Below are 18,995 nucleotides of genomic sequence, written 5' to 3' on the forward strand. Positions count from 1 at the left end.
AGGATTGACCAAAGCGTCCGTACTTCAGCTATTTGAACAGTCTCCTACCCTTAGGAAACTGCAAAACACTATTGCCCAAGATTCTGCATCGCCCTTAAAAACTACCGTTCAAGGCCTGGTAGGATCTTCACTCTCATTTGCCTTAGCAAATACGTTTAAAACAGCCGAAAAGCCATTTTTGGTGTTGCTGAGCGATAAGGAAGAGGCCGCCTATGTACTTAACGATTTAGAACAACTACTAGGCGATAAGGATGTACTGTTCTATCCAGGCAGCTACCGTAGGCCCTATCAAATAGAAGAAACGGACAATGCCAATGTACTTTTGAGAGCAGAGGTGCTAAACCGGATAAACTCCAGGAAGAAACCTGCATTGATTGTTACCTATGCCGATGCCCTTTTTGAAAAAGTGGTAACCCGTAAAGAACTGGAAAAAAGTACGCTCAAAATTAAGTTGGACGATACTTTATCCTTAGATTTTTTAAACGAAGTACTATTTGAATACAAATTTAAACGTGTAGACTTTGTTACAGAGCCGGGAGAATTCTCTGTACGTGGGGGTATTGTAGATGTCTTTTCTTTTAGCCATGATAAACCGTACCGACTAGAATTTTTTGGAGACCAGGTAGATAGCATCCGTACGTTTGATGTAGAAACACAATTGTCTATGGATAAGGTGAATAAAATTACCATTATCCCAAACGTAGAAAACAAAACCTTACAAGAAAGCAGACAAAGCTTTCTAAAATACATAGCTAACAATACGGTGATTTTTGCCAAAGACTTGCCTTTGGTGTACAATCGTATTAATGAAAATTTTGAACGTGCGGAAGAAAGTTTCAATAAACTAGGCAACGAGGTTAAACGCGCAACACCCGATGAGCTTTTTGCCAGCAGTGCATTGTTACAGGAACAATTGCATCAATTTAATCTGGTTCAATTGGGCCAATTAAATGCCAAGGATACCGAACAGACGGATATTATTCAGTTTCAAAATAAGCCGCAGCCCACCTTTAATAAAAAGTTTGAACTGCTCATCAATAACCTGAACCAAAACCATAAAGACGGTTTCGTTAATTTTATTTTCTGCGCAACGGAGCAGCAAGCCAAGCGTTTTGAAGATATTTTTAAAGACATGGAAGAAAAGGTGCACTACCAAGCGGTGGTGATTCCAATATTCAATGGCTTTATAGACCAGGAACTAAAACTAGCTTGTTATACAGACCATCAGGTTTTTGAACGTTACCATAAATTTCACCTAAAGAATGGCTATTCTAAAAAACAGGCCATATCCTTAAAAGAACTCACCAAATTAGAGGTAGGCGATTATGTTACCCACATAGACCACGGTATAGGTAAATTTGGCGGTTTACAAAAAATAGATGTAGAAGGCAAAAAGCAAGAAGCCATAAAACTTATTTACGGCGATAGAGACATACTCTACGTTAGCATACACTCCCTACATAAAATAAGCAAATACAACGGCAAAGATGGTGCGCCGCCCAAAGTATTTAAGTTAGGTTCTGCCGCCTGGAAAAAGCTGAAGCAAAAAACCAAGAGCAGGGTTAAACATATTGCATTTAACCTTATAAAACTATACGCAAAAAGACGTACGGAAAAAGGGTTTCAATATGCGCCAGACAGCTATCTACAGCACGAGCTAGAGGCTTCTTTTATTTACGAGGATACACCGGACCAGGCAAAAGCTACGGAGGACTTTAAAAAAGACATGGAGAGTGAGCGTCCTATGGACCGACTTATTTGTGGTGATGTAGGCTTTGGAAAAACCGAAGTTGCCATTAGAGCCGCTTTTAAGGCTGTGGACAATGGCAAACAAGTTGCTGTTTTGGTGCCTACAACCATTTTGGCTTTTCAGCATGCCAAGACCTTTAGAAAACGACTAGAAGAGTTTCCGGTTACCATAGACTATTTAAACCGATTTAGAACCACCAAAGAAAAAAGAGACGTTTTAGAACGCCTAGAAGCTGGCCAAGTAGACATTATTATTGGCACGCACCAATTGGTGAACAAGAACGTAAAATTTAAAGATTTAGGACTACTTATTGTTGATGAGGAACAAAAATTTGGTGTAGCCGTAAAAGATAAATTAAAGGCGATAAAAGAAAATGTAGATGTTCTTACCCTAACGGCGACACCTATACCAAGAACCTTGCAGTTCAGTTTAATGGCAGCCAGGGATTTGTCTGTAATTACCACACCACCACCCAACCGTTATCCTATAGAAAGTAGGGTTATTGGTCTAAACGAAGAAGTAATTAGAGATGCGGTTTCTTACGAGATTTCGCGCGGCGGACAAGTATTTTTTATCCACAACCGAATAGAAAATATAAAAGAAGTAGCAGGTATGCTACAACGGCTGGTACCCGATGCTAAAATTGGCATTGGCCATGGGCAAATGGACGGTAAAAAACTAGAAGAACTCATGATTTCTTTTATGAACGGTGAGTTTGATGTATTGGTGTCTACAACCATAATTGAAAGTGGGTTAGATGTACCCAATGCAAACACCATATTTATCCACAATGCCAATAATTTTGGATTGAGTGATTTGCACCAAATGCGTGGTCGTGTGGGGCGAAGCAATAAAAAAGCCTTCTGTTATTTTATTACCCCTCCATATGAGTCCATGACACCAGAAGCCCGTAAACGTATTGAAGCCTTAGAGCAGTTTACGGATTTGGGAAGTGGGTTTAATATTGCCATGAAGGATTTAGAAATCCGTGGGGCGGGCGATTTACTGGGTGGTGAGCAAAGCGGTTTTATCAATGAAATTGGTTTTGAAACCTACCAAAAAATTCTTTCTGAAGCTATAGATGAATTAAAAGAAAACGAGTTTAAGGAGTTGTACGACGAAGTGGAAGGGAACGACCGTAAAAAAGTCTATGTTAAAGAAACTACTTTGGATACCGATTTTCAGTTGTTATTCCCAGACGAGTATATCAATAACATTACGGAGCGTTTAAACTTGTACACCAAGTTAAACGAAACCACCAACGAAACCGAGTTGCAGCAATTTGAACAACAACTAAAAGACCGTTTTGGTGAGCTGCCAGACGAAGCGGTTGACCTTTTAAACTCCGTACGCGTAAAATGGATTGCCAACAAAATTGGCTTGGAAAAGGTAGTGATGAAAAAAGGTAAATTTGTGGGTTACTTTCTTGCCGACCAGCAATCCGATTTTTACCAAACCAATGCCTTTACCCGCGTATTGCAATATGTGCAGACCAATCCTAATAAAGTAAAACTAAAAGAAAAAGAAACCCGGAACGGTTTACGCCTTCTCTTGACTATGGATCGGATTACCAACGTAGATGTTGCCTTACGAATTTTACAGCCTTTAGCTAATTAGGGTTGATGATTGATGATTGATGGTTGATGGTTGATGGTTGATGGTTGATGGTTGATGGTTGATGGTTGATGGTTGATGGTTGATGGTTGATGGTAAGGTGTCCTTTTTGTGAATTGAAAAAAATACAACAACCCAAAGTTATTAGATAAAAAGTGAAATTGGTTTTGGTTCACATCATTTCGATAGTTGTAGCGAAGCTATTACTGAGAAATCTATCTGAAGTAAAAAGTGCAAAGCTCCAACGAACCGTCTTGCTGAACTTGTTTCAGCATCTTCTCCACTTTTCATAAAATCTCCAAAAAATTACAGCAGTTCCCTTTAGTTAAGGAAACTGTCCGCAGGACTTAAGGGTCTAATGTCTCCCGTATTAAAATTTTCTTCGGCATTTACCCTATTCCGGTTCGGCATAACCATAGCGCCCTAACTTATCTACAGCATAATAACTGTCTAAACCGCCAATAGCAACACTACCTAAGCGTTCTAAAGCGATATCCCCCCCTTCTAATAGCACGTCTTCTGGTAAAATTAAATTCTCTACTTTACCAATAATCAGCCGGGTATCATTAACCTTTATTAGTTGTTCCTCCACAAAAGAAAGACCAATTTTTATAGGGCTTTCGTACACAAAAGGCGCCTTAAAATCTTCATGATGGTATGGAATTAAACCCACTGCATCAAACTCAGACACACCCTTGTCGTACTTAGCAGAAGTTTGGTGCGCTTGCTTGTGCATGGATTCTGTAATCTGATTGATGGTAAAAACTCCTGTCTCTTTTATGTTTTCGTATGTATGCCTTGCCACGGTTGTGGGCCTAAGAATAAACCCTATGTATGGCGGATTGGCCCCTATGTGCACCACACTATTAAAAATAGCTAAGTTGGCATCGCCATTACTGGCTTGTGTGCCAATTAAATTTGCAGGTTTAAGGCCAGAAACCTTATTCATTAAGCGACCGCGATACCTACTCGGGAACGCCATAATATCATCAAAAGTAAATGTCTTTTCCATGTTACTAGAGAAAACGGTATTTGTAAGATTCTATTGCTATAAATTATAAAATGTAATTAAAGATTTATGGATTAGATTCCAAGGCAATGCCTTATAAAATATACTATATCAATTTAACTGTAATTCGTCGAAAAACAACCGTTACCAAAAAATAATTGTAATACTTTTCTTACTATTTCGTTGATTATAGCAAACCATCGCCATGATAACTAAAGCCAATACGAGTTCCATTAAATATAAAAGAAGAAAAAAAACGATTAAGTTCTTTCTAATTTTTCTATGTCTGTTTGCATTGCTTCGTACACTATTATACTTACTTACTGAGTACAATTTAATGGTACATTTTAGATTAGAACAGTAGTTTAAAATCGTTTTTTGAGCACTAATTGTCCATCCCTATTGTAATAGCGCCAAGTACCTGCCTGTTTATCTTCTTTAAATTTACCCGTCATTTTACGGGTACCATCTGGATAGTACGCTTTATACCTACCATTTTTTTTGCCATCTGTTAAGCCCACCTGCATCTTAAGGGCCCCAGAAGCATATTTTATTTGGTAACTTTTTGCGTTTAGGTCTTTTGGGTACATGGGTTTTAAATTAAATACAGCTTCCGTAATTTCTTTTTCTACTTTACTTATAGGTTGATGTCTTTTGTTTACTTCTGGTTTACCATAATACTGGTTTTGTGCCACCATCCCTACGGGTTGGTAGGCGGTAACCAAGGTACTTTTAAAAAGTTCTTCTTCTGGTGTTAGCTGTATCCCTAATTGCGGAAAGCAAATAAAATAATCTTTATTGGTTGTTAATAATTTTTTTGTAGCATAGTCTGCTTCTTGGTAAATACCTTTATATAACAAAGGCACATTTGCATAAACATAGACACTAGATTCTTGCTCAAAGCGATTATTGAATGTGATAAAATCTTGACTATTCTCCAAGGTACTCCCATCCAATACATCGGTTATTATGGATTTTAATGTATTTGGATTATCACTAAACACAACATAATCTTCAATTTGAGTAAAATAAGGTTTGTCAAACGCATTAAACCGATTTCCTAATAACAATTTAAAAAAACCTTTGATGGATAAAAAATGGATATCGTGATTTTTATAGACAACTGATTTAAACTTAATGGGAGTTTTTTTTCGTATTTGCTGTAAAACAAAATCCAATTGTTCCTTAGCTAAAGCTGCATCTTTGGTTTTAATAAGCAGTGCCGTCTCATCCTTATCTTGCGTAAGATTAGAAGTCAATTGCAGTACAGCAATTTCATTCCCTATCCAACTTACAAACTGTTCTTGTACGTTAATTTTTAAAACACGTTCTACCCTTTCAAGATTGTTTTTATACGATTGAAATTGCGTACTATCCGCCTTTAAAATATCTTCAAAATTGGCATAGAAGGTGGCAAAATCTTTAAATCCGTACCCAACGTATAAAGAAGTAGTTTTAGGAGCAATAATAGGTACGTTTCGTTCAGAAGTTCCAGAGGCCCTCAAAGCATTAAGGTATACTTCATTGGCTTCTGTAATATTAGAGAAACCTTCTGCGGTGAGTACTTCGTTTTCTAAATCTAAACTAAAGCCGGTGAACTTTAAATTCTTGTTTAATCGTTCTAAAGCATCTGGCACAGTGCTAAAATACTGCCCTAAATAATCGTCTAAATATTTATATTGAATGTATAATCTAAAATCATCTGCATAACCCACCTCTTCATTTACTCTTAAAAATTCTAAATTTCTACCAAGAAAAGGTTCTTTGTGTTGATCAATACTTGCCTCTACTAAAGTGTGCGTGTAAGAGGCAATGAGCTGATTTTTAATAAAACTGATATACATGGTTTTCTTGGTTCTTTTATCCAAAAGTTCCAAAATTTCTTGCCCGTGGTAATTTCTTTTACTCAACACATAATCGTCATTGAGTAGGGTATTTAAATAAGATTTAACTAATTTTAATTTTGCTAATTTCTTTAAATCTAGCACGTAAAATATTCCATAATCCTTTTTAGAAATCATGTGAATAGATATGTAAAGAGAGCGGCCATCAAACTGCTTAAACAGGCGTTGTTGGTCTTTAAAAACCGTGTCTATTTTTTGAATACTTTCAGTTAGTTCAGAAAAATAGCTGTTACTAGTTAAATGTTCCCATGCATCACTATCACTAACTTTTTGCCAACCTTCAACAGGTTTATCCGATTCAATTATAAAAACAGCATCCTTTGGAATAAGGTATATGGGTTGTAAATTGTTTTTAGGAGATAAAACAAACACGTACAATAAATAACAAGCATAAAACCCCATAAGGGTAAAAATGGTCCAAAGAATTCGTTTTTTGGTCATGGATAACAACTATAACAACCAAACGAAAAAATTAGAAGCTTAGTCTTCTATAAGGTTTTTAAATCTTTAATAGTTCTAAACGCCACATCTACTTGCTCATCATTTACCAAAATAGTAAATTCGTTTGTAGTAGAAATAACCTCATATAGTACAATACCCTCCCAAGCCAAACGCTGAAAAATAAAATAGTATATTCCAGGAACAGAGACGTTTTCTGCTGGTAATTTTACCGTTACAGAAGAAAGATTAGTTGCCTTTTGTGTGCAACGCTCGTTCTGAAACAACTCCTCTACCGTCTTATCTAAAATATTGCTTACTACAATATTAATCTCATTTACTCCACGGCTAGAGGTATAAAAAATGTCTTGATTCTCGTGCACCTTTTCTAATAAATTGGCTTGTTTGGCCAAAATAGTTTCTGAATTTAAAAAAGTATAATCGGTGAGGTTAGATCGCACGGTAATTTCACCAATATTCTTTAGGACCTTAACAATTTTATGGGTTGCCCTAAACTCCAAATCGTCAGATAAGCGCTTTAAAGCCATAACAATAGCACCATTACGCACGTCTTTACCCAATTCTTCCTCTATTTCTGGTTTAACTATTCTAGATAAAGAGGTAAGGTTGATGATACCCTGCGCTAATGCACTTTGTAAAAATGGTTTCTTTTTAATGTAATGCTCTACAACAGACGATATTGTTTTCATGTTATTGGTATTTATGCCAAAATTAACACATTGTTACAAATAAAACAAATAGTTAAAAATGATAAAATGCATTTTCTAAATGCTCCAAAACATATTTATTCTGATTTTTAAGTATGGTAACGATATCAAATTGTACCTCTACATCTAAATCTAAACTTGTCACATAATAATCCGCAGCCTGTACCAAAAGTCGTTTTTTCTTTTCGTTTACCGTCTCTATTATTTCTTGTAAATAATTGGAAGAACGGGACTTAACCTCTACGATTACCAGTAAATTATTCACCTGAGCAATAATATCAATCTCTGCTTTAAGATATCTATAGTTTCGTTCTAGAATCTGATACCCCTTTTCTTGTAAAAAATTAACAGCCAGTTGCTCTCCAAGCTTTCCAAACTCGTTATGTTGCCCCATATTTTTTAAATGTAGCAAAAATTGTTTTGCATTTCGTCGAAAAATTTGGTAGTTCAACCTTAAAATTGCGTTAAGATTGTAATTTACGGGCTCAAAAGAACCACGCCTACCTAAAACACATAGTTTACCCAAAAGACTATGAGAAATTATAACGCCAAACAACGCTATGGAATTCTTTGTAAATTGTAATTCTGCAACCCTAGCGCCGTATACTACTCCTCTAGACAAGGAGAAGGCTGCGCATTTGTACAGAAGATTAGGCTTTAGTGCCTCTAACACAACTATTGAATCGGCCATTGGTCAAAATGCAGGTACTCTTGTAGATACCTTAGTTGACCAAGCCCTTGCTGCTCCCCCCCTTGCTGCTCCTCTTTGGGCCAATTGGACCAATGCAGACTATCCTGCGGATGATGATGCCAGAAGACAGGTACGTAGAGAGCAACTGCGTGAAATACGCGCTGGTTATGGCAACCAAATGTTGACCAACAACCTTAGAGAACGTCTTAGTTTTTTCTGGAGCAACCACGTGGTTACCCAATTGAGTGTGTACGATTGTAACACTTTTTTGTTTGAATATTTAGAGTGCCTACAACGCAATGCTATTGGCAACTTTAGAACTTTAATAAGTGAAGTTGGCCTTACCAGTGCCATGTTGTACTATTTGGATGGTGCTTTTAACAATGGCAATAACCCTAATGAAAATTACGCTCGTGAGCTGTATGAGCTATTTACCCTGGGTGATGGTAATGGCTACACAGAAGAAGATATTGTAGAAACCGCCAAGGCCTTAACAGGTTATGTAGAACGGGGTGAAGTTGGTTGTACTAAGGTTACTTTTAGAGCAGACCGCTTTGACCCGGGTCCCAAGACCATTCTTGGTCAAACGGGCAATTGGGGTTATGATGATGTTATTGAAATCTTATTTACCCAAAGGCAGAATGAGATTGCTACTTTTATCTGCACCAAACTCTACGAATATTTTGTGCATCCAGATAGTAATGACGCTTCAGGCAATGCACAAACTATAATTAGCGGCTTAGCTGCTACGTTTGTGAGTAGCAATTTTGAACTTGCTCCTGTACTAAGACAGTTATTTAAAAGTCAACACTTTTTTGACGATACCGCCATTGGTGTAATTATAAAATCACCTTTTGATTTATATCTGAATTTTACTAAGGAGACAGATTTTGGGTATACGGACGACTTAATCATTAACATGCTAGATGCCTGCGAGATGATTGGGCAAGAAGTTTTTGAGCCCGTAGATGTAGCCGGTTGGCAACGCGATAGACAATGGATAAACACCAACTATATTATTGGCAGGTGGTTAACTATGGAGGTTTTTATAGACTTGCATTTTCAAGAAGACGATGAAAAGTTTAGAGCCTTAGCCATGGATCTAGTTGGTGGCGATACCGGGAATCCGGAAGTGGTTACTCGGGCATTCGTAGATAAATTCACCCCAAAAGGACTCCTTACGGAACAAGATTTTCTGAATGCCGTTGATGCTTTTAAAACAGACGATGTGCCAAATGAATATTACTCTCCAGACTATGTCGCTGGCGGATTAGGCTATTGGTCTTTATCCGTAAGTATGGAAGCCCCAAACCAAGTGAGACAGTTATTACGTTACTTAAGCAGACAACCAGAATTTCAACTAAAATAAACCTACCCTTATGTGCGATCATCACAACCACGATAATTCCCCTTTTAAAGGCTTACAGCACGAGGGGCACGACCAAGAACATAAAAATTGGAGTAGAAGGTCTTTTCTACAAGCTTTGGGCATAGCAGGCTCTGGGAGCATGCTATTAGGTGGCAATATGCTTTCTGCCTCCGCACCTTCTCCTTTAACTGCAGCTATTGCTGCTGCAGAAACAGATAACATTTTAATTTTAATTAGACTTAACGGTGGTAATGACGGCTTAAGCACCGTAATACCCGTTCAACAATACGACACCTACGCAAATGCTAGACCTAACATTTACATTCCAGAAAGTAAGGTCTTAAAACTTACAGACGATTTTGGCATACCATCTTATATGAATGCTTTGGAACCCTTGTGGGGTAACGGGCAGTTTAAAGCTGTACATGGTGTTGGGTATCAGAATCAGAGTTTGTCCCACTTTACAGGTTCTGATATCTACGCTAATACGGATTTAGCTACTACTGGCTTTAGTGGCTTAAATACCGGATGGATGGGGCGCTATTTTGAGGATATTTATCCGGACTATTTAGTAAACCCGCCTGCCTCCCCTGCTGCCATACAAATTGGAAGTATCTCTAACCTTGTTTTTCAGGGAAATGAAACTAACTATGCATTTGTCACCAACAATGTAGACCAGTTAGAAGAAATTGCAGAGACAGGACAGTTTTACGATTTAGAAAATGCGCTGTTTGATGAGTGTATGTATGGCGACCAGTTACGTTTTTTACGTGGCGTAGCTAATACTACTTATGAATATTCTGGAAAAATACACGAAGCCTATATGCGTGGTCAAAACCAAGTAGAATACCAAGACAATGGTTTTGCAAGACAGTTAGCGTTATTGGCCAGATTAATTAAAGGTAATTTAGGTACCAAAGTATATATGATTTCTATGGGAGGTTTTGATACCCACGGCAATCAACCTTTGACCCATGAGCGATTAATGTCTACTTTATCTATCGCCATAAATAATTTTTATGAGGACATTGCTTTTACCCAACAAGACGACAAGGTATTGAGCATGACTTTCTCCGAGTTTGGTCGCCGTATTTATGAGAATGGCTCTAATGGTACAGACCACGGAAAAGCAGCTCCTACTTTATTTTTTGGTTCTGGCCTTAGTGGTAGTGCTTTTGTTGGGGAACACCCTAGATTAGATGAACCTAATAATCGTGGTAATTTGGAGTACACCATGGATTTTAGAGACTTATATGCTACTGTTTTAGCAGAATGGATGTGTGTGCCTGTAGACAAAGTAGAAACACATTTACTAGACCACCCTTACAAACCGGTGAATCTTGGTTTTAATTGTAGTGGCGTAGATTTTGATGATATTGCCTATAGCGACGAACCACCGACACCACCAACACCAACGGACCCTGATAGCGAAACACCAGAAGAGGAAATACGCACAGAGGTAGTACACACGCCGTATTATCCCACAGAAAACAATCCACATATTCACTTAGAAATGCCATTCAGCGCCCATGTAGACATACAATTGTACAATATATTGGGGCAAAAGGTTGGCACTGTTTTCAACGAAATGGTTATGGAAGGATCGGCAGAAATCAACATACGAGAGCGCGTTAGAGGAAGCTTATCCACCGGAAAATACATTTATAGAATACAGGTTGCAGACCAATTTATGAGCAAGTCTGTTATGATAATGTAACCAACCCCCGATTTCTCTAATCCCTCAATGGTGCTCTTCTCACCCCATTCCAAAGAATAGTACCACTTGGGGGATTATTTTTTAAGCCCATTTGGGCTTATCTGCATCAGTTTTAAAGGTAAGCTCCTTTTTGGTTAAGTGATTTTTATCTATATACAGCTTAGCACTATCTCCACTCTCCTCCGCGATTTCTGCATTCTTGGTGATTTTCTCTAGCTTTTTTAAGGCTTCAAACTTTTTTGGATTACCTATACTCATATCTCGCACTTGTAAGATTATACTTTCATTTTAATACTTCACTATTAAAAACTTTCCTAAGCATAATTTATTGTTAGCTTGTAAAGCTTTTACACCAATTGTTTGTGACAGTTTGTTCGCATGCTTGCGGTTAAATTCTTTATTTTTGACGCCTAAATTTGAATCCATGTCGCAGAACAATCCTTCTAGATATACCATAACAGCCGCTTTACCTTACACTAATGGTCCCATCCACATTGGGCATTTAGCAGGCGTATATGTACCCGCAGATATTTACGCACGTTATCAGCGTTTACAAGGTAAAGACGTAGCTTTTATTTGCGGTAGTGATGAGCATGGTGTAGCCATACCTATGAAAGCAAAGAAAGAAGGTGTTTCGCCACAAGAAATTATAGATAAGTATCATACCGTTATCAAAGATTCTTTTGCGGAATTTGGGATTAGCTTTGATAACTATTCCAGAACTTCTGCGCCAATTCACCACCAAACCGCATCTGATTTCTTTAAAAAATTATACGAACAAGGTGATTTTATTGAAGAAACAACCGAACAGTTGTATGATGCGGAGGCCAATCAATTTTTAGCAGACCGTTTTGTTACTGGAACCTGTCCAAAATGCGGTAATCCCGAAGCGTACGGCGATCAGTGCGAAAATTGTGGTACATCTTTAAACGCTACGGATTTAATCAATCCAAAATCTACCATTACTGGTGCAGTGCCCACTCTTAAAGAAACCAAACATTGGTTTTTACCTTTAGACCGCTATGAAGACTTTTTAAAGGAATGGATTCTTAAAGGACATAAGAACGATTGGAAACCTAATGTGTACGGGCAATGTAAATCTTGGATAGACGATGGTTTAAAACCCCGTGCGGTTACCAGAGATTTGGATTGGGGTATTCCCGTTCCTGTAGCCGGCGCAGATGGTAAAGTATTGTACGTTTGGTTCGATGCTCCTATTGGTTATATTTCTTCTACCAAAGAATGGGCCGCTAGAGAAAACAAAGATTGGGAACCGTATTGGAAGGACCAAGACACCAAAATGTTACATTTTATTGGTAAGGACAATATTGTTTTTCACTGTATTATTTTCCCAAGTATGCTTAAAGCGCATGGCGATTTTATATTGCCAGAAAATGTACCTGCAAACGAATTTTTGAATTTGGAAGGCAACAAATTATCCACTTCTAAAAACTGGGCAGTTTGGTTGCACGAATATTTGCAAGAATTTCCAGATATGCAAGATGTATTGCGCTATACATTAACGGCAAACGCACCAGAGACCAAGGATAACGATTTTACGTGGAAAGATTTTCAAGCTCGCAATAACAACGAGTTGGTAGCCATTTTTGGCAACTTTATTAACCGTGTAGCCGTATTAACGCACAAATATTACAACGGTGTGGTGCCTACCCCTTCAGAATTTACTGAATTAGATTCGCAAACCTTAAAAACCATGCGTACCTATCCGCAAATCTTAACCGATTCTTTGGAGCGTTACCGTTTTAGAGAAGCGAGCCAAGAATTGATGAATTTAGCCCGTTTAGGGAACAAATATTTGGCAGATGAAGAACCTTGGAAATTAATAAAGACCGATGAAGCCCGTACCCAAACCGTAATGTATGTTGCCCTACAGATAGCTTCTGCCCTTGCAGTGTTAAGTGAGCCTTTCCTACCTTTTACTTCTGCTAAATTAAAAGGCATTCTTGATATTAGTTCAAGCGATAGCTCATTAGATTGGAAAGATATTAGCGCTAAAGAAGTTTTACTGGCTGCCGGCCACACTATCCATAAAAGTGAACTGCTTTTCCGCAAAATAGAAGACAAAGAAATAGAAGTACAATTGGAAAAATTAGAAGCCACCAAACTAAGTAATGCTAGCACCAATACAGATGCTGCGCCTCAAAAAGAGACCATTACGTACGAAGATTTTACCAAGTTAGACATTCGTGTAGGTACCATTTTAGAAGCAGAAAAAATGCCGAAGGCAGATAAATTGTTGGTGCTTAAAGTAGATACAGGTATAGACGTGCGTACCATTGTTTCTGGTATTGCACAAAGTTTTAAACCAGAAGATATCGTTGGCAAAAAAGTAACCGTATTGGTGAATTTAGCACCCAGAAAATTAAGAGGTGTAGAAAGCCAAGGCATGATTTTGATGACGGAAAACTCTGATAACAAATTGGTATTCGTAAACCCAGATGAAGATGGGGTTGCCAATGGGGAGGGAATTAGTTAGCACATAGCTGTCCTTTAATTTTCTAATTACAAATTGATAGCAGTCGAGAATTTAAAGAACCTAACGTTAATTAGGTCTCAACAACGCTCGACCTGACATTAAAAAATTCCTAAGCACTATGAACGCTATACAATTCATCACCCAAAACACACAACTAGACAGCAAAAGTGTGGCCAACACGGTTAGTCTTTTAGAAGAAGATTGCACCGTACCCTTTATTGCACGTTACCGAAAAGAACGCACGGGTAATTTAGACGAGTTGCAAATTGGTGAAATTGTAAAGTTCAAAGAAGTTTTTGAGGCCTTAGAGAAACGCAAGGCTACCATTTTAAAAGCTATTGAAGAGCAAGATGCTTTAACGCCAGAACTAAAAAGCAAAATAGAACAAACGGCAGACGCTACCGTCTTAGAAGATATATACTTGCCTTTTAAGAAAAGTAGAAAGACCAAAGCTGAAAAAGCACGCAAAAATGGATTGGAGCCTTTGGCTAAAATCATCATGGCACAGCGCACTACAGATTTGGATTTTACCGCGGGCAAATACACCAACCAAAATGTCCCTGATGAAGCTGCTGCACTGGAAGGCGCCAGACATATTATTGCGGAATGGATTAATGAGCGTACAGATATTCGCAACCAAATTAGAACGCAATTAGAAAAATACGCCCAGTTAGAAACCAAAGTGATTGGCACCAAAAAAGATGATGAAAAGGCACAGAAATACCAGGATTATTTTGATTGGAACGAGTCTCTTTCCCGCTGTCCATCGCACCGATTACTAGCCATACTTCGTGCAGAGAGCGAAGGATTTATTCGCATTAAAATTAGTATTGATGACGACCGCGCTTTGGACCGAATAGATCAAAAAGTGATAAAGAGTAATAATGCTTGTGCAGACCAAATTGCTATGGCTGTAGAAGATGCCTACAAAAGATTGTTGCTACCCTCTCTATCTAACGAAATTTTAAAGCAAGCTAAAGAAAAAGCAGATGAGGCGGCCATTGCCGTATTCACCAAAAATTTAAGGCAATTACTGTTAGCACCACCCCTAGGGGAGAAACGTATTTTGGCCATTGACCCTGGCTTCCGAACTGGTTGTAAATTGGTTTGTTTAGATGCCAATGGCAATCTATTGCATAACGAGACCATTTATCCTCATCCACCACAAAAACAGTTTAGGGAAGCGAGTAAAAAAATAGCTTCTTTGGTAGATGCCTATAAAATTGAAGCCATAGCCATTGGTAACGGCACGGCATCTAGAGAGACCGAAAATCTTGTAAAAAACACGCCTTTTAAACGCGATTTGGAAGTGTTTGTGGTGAGTGAAGCTGGAGCCAGTATTTATTCTGCCTCTAAAATTGCCCGTGATGAGTTTCCAAATTATGATGTTACCGTACGTGGCGCTGTTTCTATAGGAAGGCGTTTAGCAGACCCCTTGGCAGAATTGGTTAAGATTGATGCCAAAAGTATTGGCGTTGGACAATACCAACACGATGTTGACCAAACCAAATTGAAATCCGCTTTAGATACTGTAGTAGAAAGCTGTGTAAACTCCGTAGGCGTTAACGTGAATACGGCAAGTGAATCGCTTTTAAGTTATGTATCTGGCATTGGTCCTAAACTAGCGGAAAATATTGTAAACCATAGAGCAGAAAACGGAGCTTTTACTTCTAGGGAAGCCATAAAAAAAGTGCCTCGCTTGGGTGGTAAAGCTTTTGAGCAAGCAGCTGGATTTTTACGTATTCGTGATGCGGAGAACCCACTAGACGATTCGGCCGTGCATCCAGAGAGTTATGGTATAGTAAAACAAATGGCGAAAGACCAAGGTGTTCCACTAACCAAGATTGTTCGTAATACCGCAGTACTAAAGAACATCGACCTAAAAAAATACCAAACGGAAACCATAGGCTTACCCACGCTACAAGATATTTTAGAAGAATTGGAAAAACCAGGGCTAGACCGTAGGGAAAAGGCCAAAGCCTTTACGTTTGACCAAAATATTAGAACTATAGAAGATTTAAGGTCAGGCCAATTACTACCAGGAATTGTTAACAACATTACTAACTTTGGTTGTTTTGTAGATGTAGGTATCAAAGAAAGTGGGTTGATTCATGTATCTAATTTATCGGACAGTTACGTGAGTGATGTCAATAGTATTGTTAGTTTACATCAACAAGTAATTGTAAAAGTTTTAGAGGTTGATGCAAAACGAAAACGGATACAATTAGCCCTTCACAGTAAAGCATAAGAAAAAATAACACTACTTAACAAATTGTTGTGTGCATATTTTTGTTCTACACCTCTAAATTAAATAGCTTAGAGCCGTTTAGCTATGGAGGAAAAAAAATATACCCTATTGGTTGCAGATGATGAACAAGTAAATTTTTACTTGTTAGAAATGTGGCTTAAAGAAAAATACAATCTAGCACATGTTACAGATGGTACAGAAGTACTTTTTTATCTTAAAAAATACCCTAACCAAGTAGACTTAATTGTGATGGATTTAAATATGCCTATTTTAAACGGTAAAGCTACAATAGCACAACTAAGAAAGGAGGGTTTCACCTTACCAATTATAGTACAATCTGCCTTTATATTGGAAGAGGAATTAGAGGAATTAAAAGCTTTAGGTTGCGATGATGTCATAGAAAAACCTTTACATCAAAAGGAATTAGAGCACTTATTAGTTACTATCTTAAAAAAGTAGATGAGTAATGCTAAAAATAGCCTATCACCCTATTTACAAACATCCGTTGCCAGATGGGCATCGTTTTCCTATGATCAAGTACGAGCTCCTGCCACAACAATTACAACTAGAGGGTATTTGTACAGCGGCTAATTTTTTTGCGCCTACACTTGCGTCTAAAGTAGATATTATTCGAGCACATGAAGAAACCTATTACAATAGGCTCATCAATTTAGAGTTGACCCCCAAAGAAATAAGAAAAAGTGGATTTCCACTATCTGATGTTTTAGTAAAACGAGAGCGTATTATTGCTCAAGGTACTATAAATAACTGCCATTATGCGCTAGAATATGGTGTTAGTATGAATATTGCTGGTGGAACCCACCATGCCTACACCAATAGAGCGGAAGCATTTTGTTTACTAAATGATCAAGCCATAGCTGCTCATTATTTACTGTTTCATCAACTAGCTAAAAAAATACTCATAATAGATTTAGATGTGCACCAAGGCAATGGTACTGCAGAAATATTCAGCAATGAGCCGCGCGTTTTCACTTTCTCAATGCATGGTGAAGGTAACTACCCTTTTAAAAAAGAAACATCGGACTTAGATATTGCGTTAGCCAAAAACACAGATGATGCTACTTATTTAAAGCTACTTTCAAATATTCTACCTAATTTGATGGAAGAACAACAACCAGATTTTATTTTTTATCTATCTGGTGTAGATGTATTGGCTACAGATAAATTAGGCACCCTAGGGATGAGTATAGAAGGTTGTGCAAAAAGAGATGCCTTAGTATTTAAAATTGCTAAGGAAAATAATATCCCCATACAATGTAGTATGGGCGGCGGTTACTCCCCAGATATTAAGATTATCTTAAAAGCCCATGTAAATACTTATAAGCTAGCTCAAGAGTTCTATTTTTGACGGCTAAAAAAAATTGAATATGGAAAAGTTGACATCAATACTAGTATTACTCTGTTTTAGTTTTAATGCATTGGCTCAGGACATTCCCGGACCTAAGAAGGACAAACTTTGGAATGAATTTACCTATGACATGGGCAACGTATTCAATGGCATGGGTTATAGCTACAGTAGACCTGCACATTGGCAAGGGGAGCAATGGGGTAATTTTGGCATGTTAACCGCCGGAACCCTAGCCTTGTTTTTAGTAGATGATGAAGTATATAATTGGACCCAAGGGTGGGAAGAAGATGTGCCGCAATCAATTAAAGACTATGGTCATAAATACGGCAACCCAAACAACAATTATATGTTCACTGGGGCTGTTTACTTAACTGGCCTATTCACAAAAAATGAAAAATTAAGAAGAACTGGTGTTCTTTTAATCTCCTCTGCCACTGCAGGCGGATTATTGCAACAAGTTAGCAAACGTATTGTGGGTAGGGCCAGACCAAAAAGTGGCGATTCCTCGGGAACGTTTGACCCCATACATTTAGACCGTGTATTTAATTACGATTCTTTCCCTTCTGGCCATGCTATGTTAGCTTTCAGCAATGCTTACGCCATTGGCAAACAATTTAAAAGTCCTTGGATTAAAGCTGGTTTGTATACCGTAGGTATGATTCCTGGAATGGTACGTGTTTTAGATGGTTTTCACTGGATTTCTGACGTGGCCTTTAGTACTGCTCTTAGTATTTTTATTGTAGAATCTATAGATAAATATTTAGATAAAAAATATAGCGAAAAATACAATAACACCCGTAAAGAAGTTGATTGGAGCTTACAATTTGGGTTAAATACGGTAGGTGTTAGCGTAAGTTTTTAAATTTATTCTTAATTATCCGATTTGTAACTTTAGTTTAAAATAAAACCTATGTTATCTAAAAAATTAGAAGAAGCATTAAATACGCAAATCCGTATAGAAGCAGAATCTAGCCAAGTATATTTATCTATGGCTTGCTGGGCAGAAGTTAAAGGCTTAGAAGGTGTTGCAAAATTTATGTATGGCCATTCTGATGAAGAGCGAATGCATATGCTTAAATTGATTAAATATGTAAACGAGCGTGGTGGTCATGCGCATATCTCTGACCTAAAGGCACCAGATACCGAGTTTGGAAGTTTTCAAAAAATGTTTGAGCAATTGTACCAGCACGAAATTTATGTTAGTAAGAGTATTAATGAGTTAGTGCACATAACTTTAGAAGAAAAGGACTATGCTACCCATAACTTTTTACAATGGTATGTGGCAGAACAATTAGAAGAAGAGGCGCTGGCAAGAACAGTATTAGATAAGATAAATTTAATTGGTAATGATAAAGGTGGCTTGTATTTGTTTGATAGAGATATACAGCAACTTACCGTAGAGAGTGCTGCATCAGAGACAGGCCAGTTATAATATTTAACTTATAGTTTATTTAGATTTATTTAAAATAATATATTTTTGCCCATATTCATTCGCAGTATGGGCAAGAAAAAATCGGCTGTTAAAGAACTTAAACAAGCGCATTTAGAACAGTTAAATCCTAAAAAGTGTAAGACTAAATGTTGTGATAAGTTTAAAAAAGGAGAACACAAACGCTGCAAACGTTGTCCTTGTTTTGATTTATTACAAAAGGTTGCCTAAT

15 protein-coding genes are annotated in these 18,995 nt (G+C 37.7%); 10 read left to right on the plus strand and 5 right to left on the minus strand.

Annotation, left to right across the window (positions count from 1 at the left end; genetic code table 11):
* Positions 1 to 4 precede the first annotated feature (4 nt).
* Entirely contained in the window at positions 5 to 3,367 is a 3,363-nt protein-coding gene (gene mfd / locus HCO57_RS07525; RefSeq protein WP_167988510.1) for a transcription-repair coupling factor, read from the plus strand.
* A gap of 391 nt (positions 3,368 to 3,758) precedes the next feature.
* Here mfd and HCO57_RS07530 read toward each other — a convergent pair whose 3' ends face one another.
* From HCO57_RS07530 to HCO57_RS07545, 4 genes are all read right to left on the minus strand, one after another.
* Positions 3,759 to 4,376, minus strand: coding sequence for a flavin reductase family protein (locus HCO57_RS07530; protein ID WP_245167558.1), 618 nt, complete (start codon positions 4,374 to 4,376; stop codon positions 3,759 to 3,761).
* Between the two features lie 362 nt (positions 4,377 to 4,738).
* Entirely contained in the window at positions 4,739 to 6,718 is a 1,980-nt protein-coding gene (locus tag HCO57_RS07535) for a DUF3352 domain-containing protein (RefSeq protein WP_167988511.1), read from the minus strand.
* 47 nt (positions 6,719 to 6,765) lie between these two features.
* Positions 6,766 to 7,425: an aspartate kinase gene (locus HCO57_RS07540; protein WP_136949309.1), complete on the minus strand. Its 660-nt coding sequence runs from the start codon at positions 7,423 to 7,425 to the stop codon at positions 6,766 to 6,768.
* 52 nt (positions 7,426 to 7,477) lie between these two features.
* Positions 7,478 to 7,837, minus strand: coding sequence for a YraN family protein (locus tag HCO57_RS07545; protein WP_136949308.1), 360 nt, complete (start codon positions 7,835 to 7,837; stop codon positions 7,478 to 7,480).
* A 166-nt stretch (positions 7,838 to 8,003) separates the two neighbouring features.
* Here HCO57_RS07545 and HCO57_RS07550 point away from each other — a divergent pair, with 166 nt between their 5' ends.
* Complete coding sequence (locus HCO57_RS07550; protein ID WP_167988512.1) at positions 8,004 to 9,503, plus strand: DUF1800 family protein; 1,500 nt, start codon at positions 8,004 to 8,006, stop codon at positions 9,501 to 9,503.
* A 10-nt stretch (positions 9,504 to 9,513) separates the two neighbouring features.
* Complete coding sequence (locus HCO57_RS07555; RefSeq protein ID WP_167988513.1) at positions 9,514 to 11,220, plus strand: DUF1501 domain-containing protein; 1,707 nt, start codon at positions 9,514 to 9,516, stop codon at positions 11,218 to 11,220.
* 81 nt (positions 11,221 to 11,301) lie between these two features.
* Here HCO57_RS07555 and HCO57_RS07560 read toward each other — a convergent pair whose 3' ends face one another.
* Entirely contained in the window at positions 11,302 to 11,478 is a 177-nt protein-coding gene (locus tag HCO57_RS07560) for a hypothetical protein (protein WP_167988514.1), read from the minus strand.
* Positions 11,479 to 11,644: 166 nt separating this feature from the next.
* Here HCO57_RS07560 and metG point away from each other — a divergent pair, with 166 nt between their 5' ends.
* From metG to HCO57_RS07595, 7 genes are all read left to right on the plus strand, one after another.
* A complete protein-coding gene (gene metG, locus HCO57_RS07565; protein ID WP_167988515.1) occupies positions 11,645 to 13,717 on the plus strand; it encodes a methionine--tRNA ligase in 2,073 nt (690 codons plus the stop codon).
* A 118-nt stretch (positions 13,718 to 13,835) separates the two neighbouring features.
* Positions 13,836 to 15,965 carry a Tex family protein gene (locus tag HCO57_RS07570; RefSeq protein WP_167988516.1) on the plus strand — a complete coding sequence of 710 codons (2,130 nt, stop codon included), beginning with the start codon at positions 13,836 to 13,838 and terminating at the stop codon, positions 15,963 to 15,965.
* Between the two features lie 84 nt (positions 15,966 to 16,049).
* On the plus strand, positions 16,050 to 16,424 hold the full coding sequence (locus HCO57_RS07575; protein WP_167988517.1) for a response regulator: 375 nt from the start codon (positions 16,050 to 16,052) through the stop codon (positions 16,422 to 16,424).
* A 7-nt stretch (positions 16,425 to 16,431) separates the two neighbouring features.
* On the plus strand, positions 16,432 to 17,334 hold the full coding sequence (locus HCO57_RS07580) for a histone deacetylase (protein ID WP_167988518.1): 903 nt from the start codon (positions 16,432 to 16,434) through the stop codon (positions 17,332 to 17,334).
* Positions 17,335 to 17,353: 19 nt separating this feature from the next.
* Positions 17,354 to 18,196: a phosphatase PAP2 family protein gene (locus HCO57_RS07585; RefSeq protein WP_167988519.1), complete on the plus strand. Its 843-nt coding sequence runs from the start codon at positions 17,354 to 17,356 to the stop codon at positions 18,194 to 18,196.
* Between the two features lie 48 nt (positions 18,197 to 18,244).
* Complete coding sequence (locus HCO57_RS07590; protein WP_136949299.1) at positions 18,245 to 18,766, plus strand: ferritin; 522 nt, start codon at positions 18,245 to 18,247, stop codon at positions 18,764 to 18,766.
* A gap of 66 nt (positions 18,767 to 18,832) precedes the next feature.
* Positions 18,833 to 18,994: a hypothetical protein gene (locus HCO57_RS07595; protein WP_167988520.1), complete on the plus strand. Its 162-nt coding sequence runs from the start codon at positions 18,833 to 18,835 to the stop codon at positions 18,992 to 18,994.
* Position 18,995 lies beyond the last annotated feature (1 nt).

It is taken from the genome of Croceivirga sp. JEA036 (genome assembly GCF_011882165.1).
Taxonomy (GTDB): domain Bacteria; phylum Bacteroidota; class Bacteroidia; order Flavobacteriales; family Flavobacteriaceae; genus Croceivirga.